The 13,572-nt window shown below is 72.6% G+C and carries 15 protein-coding genes; 7 read left to right on the top strand and 8 right to left on the bottom strand.

From position 1 onward, the window contains the following. The first annotated feature begins 70 nt into the window (after positions 1-70). From AB0H37_RS07495 to AB0H37_RS07480, 4 genes are all read left to right on the top strand, one after another. On the top strand, positions 71-1,531 hold the full coding sequence (locus tag AB0H37_RS07495) for an aldehyde dehydrogenase (RefSeq protein ID WP_360611869.1): 1,461 nt from the start codon (positions 71-73) through the stop codon (positions 1,529-1,531). Further along, complete coding sequence (locus AB0H37_RS07490; RefSeq protein ID WP_360611868.1) at positions 1,528-2,262, top strand: SDR family oxidoreductase; 735 nt, start codon at positions 1,528-1,530, stop codon at positions 2,260-2,262. Before AB0H37_RS07495 ends, AB0H37_RS07490 begins: the two co-directional genes overlap by 4 nt. Continuing rightward, positions 2,259-3,146 (top strand): NAD(P)-dependent oxidoreductase, encoded by an 888-nt coding sequence (locus AB0H37_RS07485; RefSeq protein WP_360611867.1) that lies wholly within the window; start codon positions 2,259-2,261, stop codon positions 3,144-3,146. Before AB0H37_RS07490 ends, AB0H37_RS07485 begins: the two co-directional genes overlap by 4 nt. A 187-nt stretch (positions 3,147-3,333) precedes the next feature. After that, a complete protein-coding gene (locus tag AB0H37_RS07480; RefSeq protein WP_179838482.1) occupies positions 3,334-3,675 on the top strand; it encodes a carboxymuconolactone decarboxylase family protein in 342 nt (113 codons plus the stop codon). On the opposite strand, the gene AB0H37_RS07475 is transcribed toward AB0H37_RS07480, so the two are convergent. Beyond that, a complete protein-coding gene (locus AB0H37_RS07475; RefSeq protein WP_179833330.1) occupies positions 3,672-4,244 on the bottom strand; it encodes an acetamidase/formamidase family protein in 573 nt (190 codons plus the stop codon). The two genes, AB0H37_RS07480 and AB0H37_RS07475, sit on opposite strands and share 4 nt — an antisense overlap. Positions 4,245-4,404: 160 nt before the next feature. On the opposite strand from AB0H37_RS07475, the gene AB0H37_RS07470 reads away from it, so the two are divergent. Continuing rightward, positions 4,405-6,300 (top strand): beta-propeller domain-containing protein, encoded by a 1,896-nt coding sequence (locus AB0H37_RS07470; protein WP_360611866.1) that lies wholly within the window; start codon positions 4,405-4,407, stop codon positions 6,298-6,300. Here the strand turns inward: AB0H37_RS07470 and AB0H37_RS07465 are convergent. The 3 genes from AB0H37_RS07465 to AB0H37_RS07455 all read right to left on the bottom strand — a co-directional run bounded on the left by AB0H37_RS07465 (position 6,297) and on the right by AB0H37_RS07455 (position 9,525). Then, on the bottom strand, positions 6,297-7,421 hold the full coding sequence (locus AB0H37_RS07465; protein ID WP_329094092.1) for a D-alanine--D-alanine ligase family protein: 1,125 nt from the start codon (positions 7,419-7,421) through the stop codon (positions 6,297-6,299). The genes AB0H37_RS07470 and AB0H37_RS07465 overlap by 4 nt on opposite strands. 71 nt (positions 7,422-7,492) lie before the next feature. Continuing rightward, positions 7,493-8,482: an NAD(P)H-dependent glycerol-3-phosphate dehydrogenase gene (locus AB0H37_RS07460; protein WP_179838480.1), complete on the bottom strand. Its 990-nt coding sequence runs from the start codon at positions 8,480-8,482 to the stop codon at positions 7,493-7,495. 17 nt (positions 8,483-8,499) lie between these two features. Further along, positions 8,500-9,525, bottom strand: coding sequence for a lysophospholipid acyltransferase family protein (locus tag AB0H37_RS07455; protein WP_360611865.1), 1,026 nt, complete (start codon positions 9,523-9,525; stop codon positions 8,500-8,502). Between the two features lie 84 nt (positions 9,526-9,609). On the opposite strand from AB0H37_RS07455, the gene cofC reads away from it, so the two are divergent. Next, positions 9,610-10,287, top strand: a complete 678-nt coding sequence (gene cofC, locus AB0H37_RS07450) for a 2-phospho-L-lactate guanylyltransferase (RefSeq protein WP_179833328.1) — start codon at positions 9,610-9,612, stop codon at positions 10,285-10,287. Positions 10,288-10,297: 10 nt separating this feature from the next. Further along, positions 10,298-10,510, top strand: coding sequence for a hypothetical protein (locus AB0H37_RS07445; RefSeq protein ID WP_179833327.1), 213 nt, complete (start codon positions 10,298-10,300; stop codon positions 10,508-10,510). 102 nt (positions 10,511-10,612) lie between these two features. Here AB0H37_RS07445 and AB0H37_RS07440 read toward each other — a convergent pair whose 3' ends face one another. From AB0H37_RS07440 to leuC, 4 genes are all read right to left on the bottom strand, one after another. Continuing rightward, positions 10,613-10,891, bottom strand: coding sequence for an HU family DNA-binding protein (locus tag AB0H37_RS07440; protein ID WP_026403810.1), 279 nt, complete (start codon positions 10,889-10,891; stop codon positions 10,613-10,615). A 158-nt stretch (positions 10,892-11,049) separates the two neighbouring features. Next, a complete protein-coding gene (locus tag AB0H37_RS07435) occupies positions 11,050-11,283 on the bottom strand; it encodes a hypothetical protein (protein ID WP_360611864.1) in 234 nt (77 codons plus the stop codon). 156 nt (positions 11,284-11,439) lie between these two features. Continuing rightward, on the bottom strand, positions 11,440-12,027 hold the full coding sequence (gene leuD, locus AB0H37_RS07430) for a 3-isopropylmalate dehydratase small subunit (RefSeq protein ID WP_360611863.1): 588 nt from the start codon (positions 12,025-12,027) through the stop codon (positions 11,440-11,442). A gap of 10 nt (positions 12,028-12,037) precedes the next feature. Further along, positions 12,038-13,489: a 3-isopropylmalate dehydratase large subunit gene (gene leuC, locus AB0H37_RS07425; protein WP_360611862.1), complete on the bottom strand. Its 1,452-nt coding sequence runs from the start codon at positions 13,487-13,489 to the stop codon at positions 12,038-12,040. Positions 13,490-13,572: the final 83 nt, after the last annotated feature.

Below are 13,572 nucleotides of genomic sequence, written 5' to 3'. Positions count from 1 at the left end.
CGGGGGCGTACCACGCGAATTTGCGGGGGTGTCTTGCGTTGCGGCGGGGGCTGAACTGTAGTCTGGACAGGTGTCCAGAACAAACGATCGCTTGCTTCTGGTGGACGGGCGCCTCGTCCCCGGGGCGGGCGGCGCCTTCGAGACGATCAATCCTGCTACCGAGGAGGTGCTCGGTACCGCCGCCGACGCCTCGGCCGACGACATGGACCGGGCGATCGCGGCCGCGCGCCGCGCGTTCGACGAGACCGGGTGGGCGACCGACCACGCCTTCCGCGCGCGGTGCCTGCGGCAGCTCCGGGAGGGGCTGCGGCGGCGGGCCGACGAGCTGCGCGAACTCACGATCAAGGAGGTGGGCGCGCCGAGGTTCCTGACGTTCGGGGCCCAGCTGGACGCGCCCGTGGACGACCTCGCATGGTTCGCGGACCTGGTCGACGACTACGGCTGGGAGCGCGACCTCGGCCGAGCCGAGCCGATGGGGATGCCCAGCCACCGGCGGGTCGTGCGGGAGGCGGTGGGCGTCGTCGGCGCCATCACCCCGTGGAACTTCCCGCACCAGATCAATCTCGCCAAGCTGGGGCCGGCGCTGGCGGCGGGCAACACGGTGGTGCTGAAGCCGGCGCCCGACACGCCCTGGTGCGCGGCGGTGCTCGGCGAGGTCATCGCGGAGGAGACCGACTTCCCGCCGGGCGTGGTCAACGTGGTCACGTCGTCCGATCACGCGTTGGGCGCCCAGCTCACGCAGGACCCCCGCGTCGATCTGGTGTCGTTCACCGGGTCCACGGCCACGGGGCGGAACGTGATGGCGAGCGCGGCCGGGACGCTCAAGCGGGTCTTCCTGGAGCTCGGCGGCAAGTCGGCGTTCGTGGTCCTGGACGACGCCGACCTGCGGGCCGCGTGCTCGTACGCGGCGTTCGCCGGGATCACCCACGCCGGGCAGGGGTGCGCGATCACGACCCGGATCCTCGTCCCGCGCGAGCGCCACGACGAGGCCGTCGAGATCACCGCCAGGGCGCTGGCGAAGCTCGGCGCCGGGGACCCGCAGGACGACCGGACGATCTGCGGCCCGGTCATCTCGGCGGGGCAGCGCGAGCGGATCGAGGGCTACCTGGAGCAGGCCGTCAAGGACGGCGGCGCGTTCGCGTGCGGCGGCGGCCGGCCGGAGGGCCGGGACAGGGGCTTCTGGATCGAGCCGACGCTGATCACCGGGCTGACCAACGACTCCCGCGCGGCGCGGGAGGAGATCTTCGGGCCGGTGCTGGTGATCCTGCCGCACGACGGCGACGACGACGCGGTGCGGATCGCGAACGACTCGCCCTACGGGCTGTCGGGCGCGGTGCACGGCGGGGACGTCGAGCGGGCGCGCGGGGTCGCGAGGAGGCTGCGCACCGGGACGGTCAGCGTGAACGGCGGCGTCTGGTACGGCGCGGACGTCCCGTTCGGCGGCTACAAGCAGTCGGGCATCGGCCGCGAGATGGGCGTGGCCGGTTTCGAGGAGTACCTGGAGACCAAGGCGATCGCGGAGGGCGTGTGAGGTTCGAGGGAAAGGTCGCGGTCGTCACAGGGGCCGCGCAGGGAATCGGCGAGGCGTACGCGCGGGCGCTGGCGTCCGAGGGGGCCCACGTGGTCGTCGCGGACGTGGACGAGCGCGGCCGGGACGTCGCGGACGACATCAAGGGCCTGTTCGTGCGGACGGACGTGTCCGATCCCGCGTCCGTGGACGCCATGGCCGGGGAGGCCGTGGAGCGGTTCGGCGGGATCGACCATCTCGTCAACAACGCCGCCATCTTCGGGACGATGAAGCTGGACTTCCTCTTCACCGTCGAGTGGGACTACTACAAGAAGTTCATGTCGGTGAACATGGACGGCGCGCTGCTGTGCGCGCGCGCTTGCTACCCCCACATGCAGGCGCGCGGCGGCGGTTCCATCGTCAACCAGTCGTCCACGGCGGCGTGGCAGTACTCGGGCTTCTACGGGCTGGCCAAGGTGGGCGTCAACGGGCTCACGCAGCAGCTCGCGCACGAGCTGGGCAGCATGAACATCCGCGTGAACGCGATCGCGCCGGGCCCGATCGACACCGAGGCCAACCGGGCGGTCGTGCCGGGCAACATGTCGCAGAAGATCGTCCGGGACAAGATGGCGCTCAAGCGGATGGGGTCGCCCGAGGACCTGGTGGGCGCCTGCCTGTTCCTGCTGTCGGACGACGCCGCGTGGATCACCGGCCAGATCGTCAACGTCGACGGCGGCGAGGTGTTCCGGGCATGAGCGGGACTGACCGGGAGGCGCGCGTCCCTCCGGCGGGTGAACGCGTGGCGGTCGGCTTCATCGGGCTCGGGCAGATGGGGGCGCCGATGGCGGCCCACCTGGCCGGCGGGGGGCTGGCCGTGTACGACGCGCGGGCCGAGGCGATGGCGCCGCTGGTGAAGGCGGGGGCGCGGGCCGCGAGGAGCGCCGCCGAGGTGGCCGCGCGCTGCGACCTGGTCTCGGTCATGGTCCGGGACGACGCCCAGGTGATGGAGGTGGGCGAGGAGGTACTGGCGAGCGCCCGGCCGGGCACGGTCCTGGCGGTCCACTCGACGATCCGCGCGCGGACCGCCGAGGACCTGGCCGCGCACGCGCGGCGCTACGGGATCGAGGTGGTGGACGCGCCGGTGAGCGGCGGGTTCATGGGGGCGAGCGCGGGCAGCCTCGCGGTCATGGTCGGCGGGACGGACGAGGCGTTCGAGCGCTGCCGCGAGCCGTTCGGCGCCTGGGCGGACCTCGTCCTGCACATGGGGCCGGTCGGCGCGGGAACCCGCACGAAGCTGGCCCGCAACATGCTGCACTTCATCTCGTTCACCGCCGCCGCGGAGGCGCAGCGGCTCGCGGAGGCGGCCGGGGTGTCGCTGCGCAAGCTCGGGCGCGTCGTCCGGCACACCGACGCGATCACCGGCGGCGCGGGCTCGATCATGCTGCGGCCGACGACCGCGCCGCTGGCGCCGGACGACGACCTGTACGACATCCTGCGGCACACGCGGGACCTCGGTGAGAAGGACCTGTCCCTCGCGCTGGAGCTGGCGGACGAGTTGGGGGTCGACGCCCCGCTCGCCCGGATCGCCCTCGATCGTTTCGGGGTGGGACTCGGTTTGGTGGGACAAGCCAATGACTGAGCGAAGCGAACCGGGGGGTGTGGGGGGTCGTCCCCCCACAGAGAACACCCCTGAGCGAAGCGAACCGGGGGGTGTGGGAGGTCGTCCCCCCACAGAGAAAACCCCTGAGCAGAGCGGACCGGAGGGCGTGGGAGGTCCTCCTCCGGCGGATCGGCCGGTCGAGGGTCGGCGTGAGCGTGGGTTGGAGATGATGCGCCGGGTGTACGGCTGGGAGGTGTCGGACGGGCCCGGCGACTTCTTCGGGATCACCGTCGAGCACCTCTTCGGCGAGATCTGGACGCGGCCCGGGCTGAGCATGCGCGACCGGCGGCTGCTGCTCGTCGGGGTCCTCGCCGGTCAGGGGCTGAACGACGTCCTCGACATCCAGATCCCGGCGGCGCTGGCCAACGGGGAGCTGTCCCCGGACGAGCTGCGCGAGATCGGCGTCTTCCTCACCCATTACATCGGCTGGCCGCTCGGGTCGAAGTTGAGCGTCCAGATCGACACGCTGATCGCCAGGCATGAGAAGCGCGCGCGGCGGGACGGTTAGAGCAGGCGCGGGGACGGGTCGGGCATCAGCATCGGCCCGGTCACGCGGAACCGTTCGACGCCCCGCCGGGTGAGGCTGACGCGCAGGTCGATCCAGCCGGACACGCCGGGCTCGCCGCAGTCGTAGGCGCCTCTGCGCGGGAAGTGCAGGTCGCCCACCGACAGCTTCGCGCCCCGCACGTGCACCGGCAGCAGGAGGCGGGAGCCGGCGGTGAGCGGTGCGATGAGGCATCCGCCCACGTCGCGGCCGCGCGCTTCGCCGGGCACGGCCACGGGGTCGGGCGGCGCGCAGCCGATGATCCCGGGGTGGCCCCCGGCGTCGTGCCCGCCTCCGGGGCGCCCGACGGCGAGCACGTCCACCACGATCACGTCGCCGGGCTCCGCTCCGACGACGACGAGCGGACCGCACAGCAGGATCCCGCCGCCGGGTTCCCGGCCGGGACTCTCCATCCGGACGGACCCGCCCGTGATGACCTCCGCCACTCCCGGGATGTCGGGGTGCCAGTGGGAGTGTCCGAGGACGTCCCGCATCCCGGGGTCGTCGAGGTCGAACACGGCTGGTGAGGGCATCGGGCAGAGCTCCTTCCGGCAGGGATCAGGCGATGCTCCGATCGTGCCCAGCTGCTGTTACCGGACGGTTTCGGCGTGCTGACGCTCGCGTAAGACGACCTTCACCGGATAATCCCCCACCCCCGGGGAACCGGGCCGCGGACGCGGGCGTCCAAGGTCCATGCGTGGTGGCATCCTTCTCCCGGTCGCGACGACGCTCCTGCTGGCCGGGATCGCCGGATGCGACCGGTCAGGGCAGGCCGACGACCGGAACACCGAAGCGCCGACGGTACGGCTCGTCGCCTATCGCGGCTGTGACGCGCTCCTCGACGAGCTGCGCCGCGCCACCCTGGACAAGGTCGGCCCTTACGGGCTCAACGGCGTGATCAGCGACGGCATGGAGGCGCTGGCGAAGGCGCCGAGCGCGGGCAAGGTGCCCGGGGCTCCCGCGCCCGCTCCGGAGCACTCCACCACGAACTCGCACGAGCCGGGCGCGGACGAGCCCGATCTCGTGAAGACCGACGGCCGCAGGATCGTCGCGTTCGCCCGGGGACGGCTCAGGGTCGTCGACCCGGCGTCGCGGAAGGTGACGCACTCGCTGGAACTGCCGGGCGGCACCCGCTACGACAACGGGGAACTGCTGCTGAGCGGTGACCACGTGCTGGTGCTGACGCGGCAGGCCAGAGCCGTCCCCTTCGACGGGCCGGCACCGGGCGGGCCAGCACCGGGCGGGCCGGCGCCGGGGCGGCCGCTGCCCGGCCGGCCGCTGCCCGAGTCGACGCAGACGACGCGGCTCACGCTGGTCGACCTGTCCGGCGAGCCGAAGGTGGCCGGGACGATGACGGCCGGCGCCGACTACCTGGACGCGCGGCAGACCGGCTCCACGGTCCGCGTGGTGGTGAGGTCCCAGCCGCGCATCTACTTCCCGGGCGGCGAAGGCGAGAAGAAGGCCACCGCGGCGAACCGGGAGGCCGTGTCGAAGGCCCCGCTCGACGCCTGGCTCCCGTCCTTCGAGGCGCAAGGCGGGACGACGTACCGGACGCCGTGCGACCAGGTCAGCCGCCCGTCCTCGGACGCGGGTTCCTCAATGCTGACCGTGCTCACGTTCGACCTGGCCAAGGGCCTCGGCGATCCGCGGCCGGTCGCGGTGGCCGCCGACGGCTCGACCGTCTACGGCGACGGGAAGAGCCTGTACGTCACCGGCAGTCCCCCGGAGCTGTTCGCGTGGCCGCGCAAGAAGGCGGTCGAGCCGCGTACGGACATCTACAAGTTCGACACCCGCGGTAACGGACGCCCCCGCTACGTGGCCTCCGGCTCGGTGAAGGGCTTCCTGCTCAACCAGTACTCGATGTCGGAGCACGAGGGGAACCTGCGGCTGGCCGCGACGACCAGCCGGATCGAACCCGGCAGCCGGGCGTCGCAGAGCTCGGTGTACGTCCTGGCCCAGCACGGCGCGCGACTCGACCAGATCGGACGGCTGGACGGCCTCGGCAAGGGCGAGCGGATCCACTCCGTCCGGTTCATCGGCGCCACCGGCTACGTCGTGACATTCCGGCAGACCGATCCGCTGTACGTCGTCGACCTCGACGACCCCCGCCATCCCCGGACCACCGGCGAACTCAAGATCAACGGCTACTCCGCCTACCTGCACCCGACGGCGGACGGGAAGCTGCTCGGCGTGGGGCAGGACGCCGACTCCTCCGGCCGGACGAGCGGCCTCCAGGTCTCCCTCTTCGACGTCTCCGCCCAGCCCCGCAGGCTGAGCGCCTACAAGCTCCCCGGGGCGACCTCCCAGGCGGAGTTCGATCCGCACGCGTTCCTGTACTGGCCGAAGACCGGCCTCACGGTCGTCCCGGTGACGCCTCGGGACGGGGGCCGGCCCGAGGCCCTCGCCCTCAAGATCACCGGCACGAGCGTCACGAGGCTCGGCACCGTCCGGAACCCGGGCAAGGACTTCGGCGACGGCGTCAGCCGCTCGCTCGTCATCGGCGACACCCTGTGGACGTTCTCCGGCGCAGGCGCGCACGCCGTCGACGCGTCCACCCTCAAGGGCGGCGACTGGCTCGCCTACGGCTAGCGCAGCCCCGTCGAGCGCTGGAGCGCCGTCTGGATGAGCCGGTCGACCAGCGCCGGGTAGTCCAGCCCGGTCGCCGCCCACATCTGCGGGAACGCCGAGGCGGGGGTGAAGCCCGGCATCGTGTTGATCTCGTTGAGGATCCAGCGGCCGTCGGGCGTGTGGAAGAAGTCGACCCGGGCGAGGCCCTCGCAGTCGAGCGCGTCGAACGCCTGCACGGCGAGGCGGCGGACCTCCTCGATCGCCGCGGGGGGCAGGTCCGGCGGGACGGCCATGGTGGTGGAGCCGTCGAGGTACTTGGTCTCGAAGTCGTAGAAGTCGTGGTCGCCCGCCATCAGCACCTCGGCGGGCAGGCTGGCCTCGGCGGGGCCGTCGTCCACGCCCTGCAGGACGCCGCACTCGATCTCGCGGCCCTCGACGTTGGCCTCCACGATGACCTTCGGGTCGTGCTCGCGGGCCGTCTCGACCGCGGCCTCCAGGTCGGACTCGTCGGTGACGCGGGTGATGCCCATGCTCGACCCGGCGCGGGCCGGCTTGACGAACACCGGCGTGCCGTCGGCGAGGCCGAGCTCCCTGATGATCTCGTCGAGCTTGCGCTTGCGCTCGCGCCGCCACTCCCGGTCGCCGACCAGCACGTACGGGCCGACGGGCAGGCCGCGCGCCTGCCAGACGAGTTTCATGAACCCCTTGTCCATGCCGACCGCGCTGGCCAGCACGCCGGCGCCGACGTAGCGGATGCCGGCCAGGTCGAGCAGGCCCTGGATCGTGCCGTCCTCGCCGTAGGGGCCGTGCAGCAGCGGCAGGACCACGTCGACGTCGCCGAGGGTCGCGGGCACCTCGCCCGGCCGGACCACCATCAGGCCGCGGGCGTCGGGGTCGAACGGCAGCGCGAGAACGCCGCCCTCCCCGGTCACCTCCGGGAGCCGCCCCCCGTCGATCGCCAGGCTCAGGTCCGCGGGCGGGAGCACCCAGCGCCCGTCGCGGGCGATGCCGATCGGCACGACCTCGTACCGGTCCCGGTCGATGGCGGCCATGACGGCTCCCGCGGTGACGCAGGAGATCGCGTGCTCGGAGCTGCGCCCGCCGAAGACCACCGCCACGCGGATCCTAGAAACCTGGGACATGACGCCCGACCCTACCGGTGATCAGCACGGGTCGGCCACGAGCGAACCGGGCGCGGTGCGCGGTCATTCCGTCACACCCCGTACCGCTCGGGCTTGGGAGACCGCGAAATCAGCGAGATCGCCGCCTCCTTGATCGGTATGCCGCGGTGCAGCACGGCGGTGACGGCCTCGGTGATCGGCATCTCCACGTTGTGCTTGCGCGCCAGCTCCAGCACCGCCTCGGCCGACTTCACGCCCTCCGCGGTCTGCTTCGTGACGGCGATGACCTCGTCCAGCGTCATGCCGCGGCCGAGGTTCTCGCCGAACGTCCGGTTGCGCGCGAGCGGCGAGACGCACGAGGCGACGAGGTCGCCCATCCCGGCGAGACCCGCGAAGGTGTGCTCGTCGGCGCCGAGGGCGGCGCCCAGCCGGGCGATCTCGGCCAGCCCGCGGGTCATCAGCAGCGCCTGGGTGTTGGAGCCGAACCCGAGCCCGACCGACATCCCGACGCACAGGGCGACGACGTTCTTCACCGCGCCGCCCAGCTCGACGCCGATCACGTCCGTGGAGGTGTAGACGCGGAAGTAGGACGTCATGGTGGCGGCCTGCAGGCCGCGCGCGGCGTCCTCGTCCACGCACGCGGCGACGGCGGCGCTGGGCTCGCCGGTGGCGATCTCGCGTGCCACGTTCGGCCCGCTGAACACCGCGACCCGCTCCTCGGGGACGTCGGCGACCTCGCGCACCACCTCCGACATCCGGCGGGTGGTGCCGAGCTCGACGCCCTTCATCAGGCTGACCAGGACGGCCTCGCGCGGCAGCAGCGGGACCCAGCCGCCGAGGTTGTGCCGCAGCGTCTGCGCCGGGACGGCGAGCGCCACGAAGTCGGCGCCCCGCAGGGCCTCCGCCGGGTCCAGGGTCGCGCGGACGGTCTCGGGGAGCGGGACGCCCGGCAGGTAGTCGGTGTTCTCGTGCCGTTCGTTGATGCCCTCGACCACCTCCGGGCGGCGCCCCCACAGGGTGACCTCGCCGCCGGCGTCGTGCAGCATCATCGCGAACGTGGTGCCCCAGGACCCGGAGCCCATCACCGCGGTACGGAAGGTCACGAGTCGGCCGCCTTCGGCTCGGCCTCGCGCCCGGCGGACTCCGGCCCGGCCGGTCCCGCCTGCTCGGGAACCGCGCCTCTCGCCGTGTCGGCCACCGCGCCCGCGGCCGTGTCGGTCACCGCGCCCGCGGCCGTGTCGGCCACCGCCTCCGCGGCTACGTCCGTCACCGCGCCTACGTCCGTCACCGCGCCCGCGGCAGGTTCGGCCGCCTCCGCCGCGGCGGCGCGGCGGCGCTCCTCCAGGACCTTGTGGTGGTCGAAGGGCTCGGCCGGGGGCTCCTCGCCGCGCAGCTCGCCGAGCAGGCCGGTGATCGCGGCCATGATGTCGTCGGTGGCGGCGCGCAGGGTGTCGCGGTCCAGCGGGAGCCCCGCGTACCCCGACAGGTCCACCGGCGGGCCGGCGATCACCCTCATCTTCTTGCGCGGCAGCGGGTGGACGCCCTTCTTCAGGCTGCCCGCGAGGCCCTTCTGCTCGCCCTTCTTGTACGGCATCAGCTCGTGCGCGCCCCAGCTCGCGACCGGGACGACCTGGGCCCCGGTCTTCAGCGCCATCCGCGCGGCGCCGGTCTGCCCCGTCATCGGCCACAGCTCGGGGTCGCGGGTGCAGCTGCCCTCCGGGTAGAACATCAGGCACTCACCGTCCAGCAGGGCCTTCTCGGCGTCCCTGAGGGCGAGGGAGGCGTCGGCGCTGTCGCGGTAGACCGGGATCTGGCCCGTGCCGCGCAGCACCGCCCTGAGGAACCTCACGTCGAACAGCGTGGACTTGGCCAGGTAGACGGGGTAGCGGCCCGACTCGTAGACGAAGTGGGCGAGGGCGAGGGGGTCGGCTTCGGAGATGTGGTTGGCGGCGATGATGACGCCGCCCTTCCTCGGGACGTTGCCCCGGCCGCGCCAGTCGCGCCTGAGCAGCCCGAACAGCAGCGGTCTCAGGATGATGATCGTGAGCGTGCGCCATCCCGGCGAGTGGCGGTGGCCCGGGGGTCCCTCCTGCGAGGGGGCGACCCCCTTCTTCGCTCCGCTCATCTCGCCCCTCCCTCGATCCGTCCCACAGGTGAACCTGGGGTGTCCTCAAGTGTCGCGGTTGCGTGCGCATAGTGTCGAGTTGCCATGTCTACACCAGCCCCCTCCGCGCAAACGCACGGAACGCCGCCGCTCCGGTGGTCTCTCGTCGTCCCCGTGAAGGTCCTCGCCAGGGCCAAGACCCGCATGTCGGCGGCGGCCGGGCCGCACCGGGAGGCCCTCGCGCTCGCGGTCGCGGCCGACACGGTCGCCGCCGCGCTGCGCTGCGACCGGGTCCGCGACGTGATCGTAGTCACCGACGATCCCCTTCCGGCGGCCGAGCTCGCCGCCCTCGGCGCCCGGATCGTTCCGGACGCCCCGGACGCCGGCCTCAACCCGGCCCTGGTCTACGGCGCCCGCCGCGGCCGCGAGCTGGCCGCCGACGCCGGCGTCGGGGCGCTTTCGGCTGATTTGCCCGCTTTGCGACCACTTGAACTTGCGCGCGTCCTGGACGCCGCCGGCGCCGCGCCCGAGGCGTTCGTGCCGGACGCGGCCGGCGTCGGCACGACGCTGTACACGGCCCGTCCGGGCGTCCCGTTCTCCCCCGCGTTCGGCGGCGGCTCGCGGACCGCCCACCGCGCCCGCGGCGCCCGGGAGATCCTCCTGCCCGGCACCGACAGCGTACGCCGCGACGTCGACACCCCGGACGATCTCCGCGCGGCACTCGCCCTCGGCGCCGGTCCCCGCACCACCGCCGTCGCGTCCCGGCTGCCCTCGTTGGCCTAGAGTCTGGGGCATGCAGGGGACGGTGAAGGCGTTCGACGCGCAGACCCGCTCGGGGAGCGTGCTCCTCGACGACGGGACGGAGTTGCCCTTCGACGCCGAGGCGTTCGCGGCGGGCGGCCTGCGGCTGCTGCGCTTCGGCCAGCGGGTGAACCTCGCACTGGACGGCGACCGGGTCTCGGTGGTGACGCTGTCGACCTTCCCGCTGCCCGCCCCGCCCGCCTGAACAGGGCCGCCTGAACAGGGCCGCCCGAGGTCGGGGAACCGGGCCCGGAGACGCGTCAGCGCCCGGAACCCTGCGGTCCCGGGCGCTGACGCGGTGAGGCACTTACTTCTTGCCGGCCACCAGGTTCTTGAAGTCGGCGCCCGCCTTGAACTTCGGCACGGACGTCGCGGGAACCTCGATGGTCTTGCCCGTTGCGGGGTTGCGGGCCGTGCGGGCAGGCCGGTCGGCCTTCTCGAACGAACCGAACCCGGTGATCGCGACCTTGTCGCCCTTGGCGACCGCGGTCTGGATCGCCTCCAGGATGGCGTCGACCGCCTCGGCTGCGGCCTTCTTGCTGCCCAGCCGGTCAGAGATGGCGTCGACCAGCTCACGCTTGTTCATGGGTTACTCCTCTAGTTCCCCCCTTGCCCGAACGAAACTAAGGGACCACCACCATGGACACAATCACCTGCACGCAAACATTGGCGTGTCGCTGGCGTTTTTGTCGGTCTCGCCCCCGTCTCGCCCGGTGACCGGACCAGATCCGGCCACTGCGCACGCTAACCGACGTCGGGCCCGTCTTGGAAATCGGCGAGGAACGCGTCCAGCCTGCGAGCGGCCAGTTCGGCGTCCCGTTTGGCCAGATCGGTGATCGCCAGCAGGTGCCGGATGAGCCGCTGCCGGTCCTGTGGCGGGAGCGGGGCCACGGCGCGATGAGCGTCACGCAACTGACGTGCGAGCTGCGTCAACGCCGGATCGTCCCACTCTGGCCCGGTCCACGGGGCCGTGCTCACTTGGAGTCCCCCAACGGTCGGCGGCTGTTGCACACTAGGGATTCTCCCCCGCGCCCGTGCCGACCGTCTCGCCCGGGGTACGTTCGGGCGCGCCCGTGGCGCCGGATACCCCCCGATATCCGATGCCACGGGCGGCGTGTCGCGGATCTTTGCGGGCTAGACCGTGGTGGGGAGCAGCGCGGTGCGGGCGGCCTCGAAGTCGCCGATGGCGTCGGCGTGGCGCAGCGTGAGGCCGATGTCGTCCAGGCCCTCCATGAGGCGCCAGCGGGTGTAGTCGTCGATCTCGAACGGCGCGGTGTCCGCGCCCCAGCGGACCTCGCGCGCGCCCAGGTCGACGGTGATCTCCAGGGTGGGGTCCGTCTCGACCGCGCTCTGCAGCGCCTCGACCTGCTCGTCCGTGAGGACGACCGGCAGCAGGCCCATCTTCGTGGAGTTGTTGCGGAAGATGTCGCCGAAGCGCGACGCGATCACGGCGCGGAAGCCGTACTGCTGCAGCGCCCAGACGGCGTGCTCGCGGGACGAGCCGGTGCCGAAGTCGGGCCCGGCGACCAGGATGCCCGCGCCCTCGTACCGCGGCTGGTTCAGGACGAAGTCCGGGTCCTCGCGCCAGGCCGAGAACAGGCCCTTGTCGAATCCGGTGCGGCTGACCTGCTTGAGCCACACGGCGGGGATGATCTGGTCGGTGTCGACGTTGCTGCGGCGCAGCGGTACCCCGCGCCCGGTGTAGGTGGTGAACGCTTCCATTCGTGGCTCCTCAGAGGTCGGCTTCGTTCTGGGGGGACGACCCCCCAGGCCCCCCGGCGGCTTCGCCGAGGTCATGGGGCGCGGCCAGGTGCCCGGTCACAGCGGTGGCGGCGGCGACGGCGGGCGACACCAGGTGGGTGCGGCCGCCCGGTCCCTGCCGGCCCTCGAAGTTGCGGTTGGACGTGGAGGCGCTGCGCTCGCCGGGCGTGAGCTTGTCGGGGTTCATCGCCAGGCACATCGAGCAGCCGGCCTCGCGCCACTCGGCGCCGGAGGCCGAGATGACGGCGTCCAGCCCCTCCTCCTCGGCCTGCTTCTTGACCTTCATGGAGCCGGGGACGACCAGCATCCGGACGCCGTCGGCGACCGTGCGGCCCTCCAGCACGCCCGCGACGGCGCGCAGGTCCTCGATGCGGCCGTTGGTGCAGGAGCCGACGAAGACGGTGTCGACCGCGATGTCGCGCAGCGGCGTCCCGGCGGTCAGGCCCATGTACTCCAGGGCGCGCTCGGCGGACTGGCGCTGGACGGGGTCGTCGTAGGTGGCGGGGTCGGGCACGGACCCGCCGAGCGGCAGGCCCTGGCCGGGGTTCGTCCCCCAGGTGACGAACGGGGTCAGCTCGGCCGCGTCGATCACGACCTCCCGGTCGAAGACCGCGTCGTCGTCGGTGCGCAGGGACGTCCAGTACTCGACGGCCCGGTCCCAGTCCTCGCCCTGCGGGGCGTGCGGGCGGTCCTTGAGGTAGGCGAACGTGGTCTCGTCCGGGGCGATCATCCCGGCGCGGGCGCCGGCCTCGATGGACATGTTGCAGACCGTCATGCGGCCCTCCATCGACAGCGACCGGACGGCCTCGCCGCGGTACTCGACGATGTGGCCCTGGCCGCCGCCGGTGCCGATCCGCGCGATGATCGCGAGGATCAGGTCCTTGGCGGTCACGCCCTCGGGCAGCGCGCCCTCGACCGTGACGGCCATCGTCTTCGGCCGGATCTGCGGCAGCGTCTGCGTGGCGAGGACGTGCTCGACCTCGCTGGTGCCGATCCCGAAGGCGAGGGCGCCGAACGCGCCGTGCGTGGAGGTGTGCGAGTCGCCGCACACGACGGTCATGCCGGGCTGGGTCAGGCCCAGCTGCGGGCCGATGACGTGGACGATGCCCTGGCCCTCGTCGCCCATCGGGTGCAGCCGGACCCCGAAGTCGGAGCAGTTCTTGCGCAGCGTCTCGACCTGGGTGCGCGACACCGGGTCGGCGATCGGCTTGAGCAGGTCCGTGGTCGGGACGTTGTGGTCCTCGGTGGCGATCGTCAGGTCGGGGCGGCGGACCTGGCGGCCCGCCATCCGCAGCCCGTCGAACGCCTGCGGGCTCGTCACCTCATGGACCAGGTGCAGGTCGATGTAGAGGAGGTCGGGCTCGCCCTCGGCGTGCCGTACGACGTGCGCGTCGTACACCTTCTCGGCCAGTGTTCGGCCCATCACTCCACCTCACCTGTGCTGATCGTCGGCTGTACTGGTCGTCGGCGCGGCGTCGCGCCGCGGTCTCGGTCACCTCGATTTGC

Source organism: Actinomadura sp. NPDC023710 (assembly GCF_040639875.1).
Lineage (GTDB): Bacteria > Actinomycetota > Actinomycetes > Streptosporangiales > Streptosporangiaceae > Spirillospora > Spirillospora citrea.
Note: the sequence above shows the minus strand (reverse complement) of the source record. Positions and strands in the feature narration are given on the sequence as shown.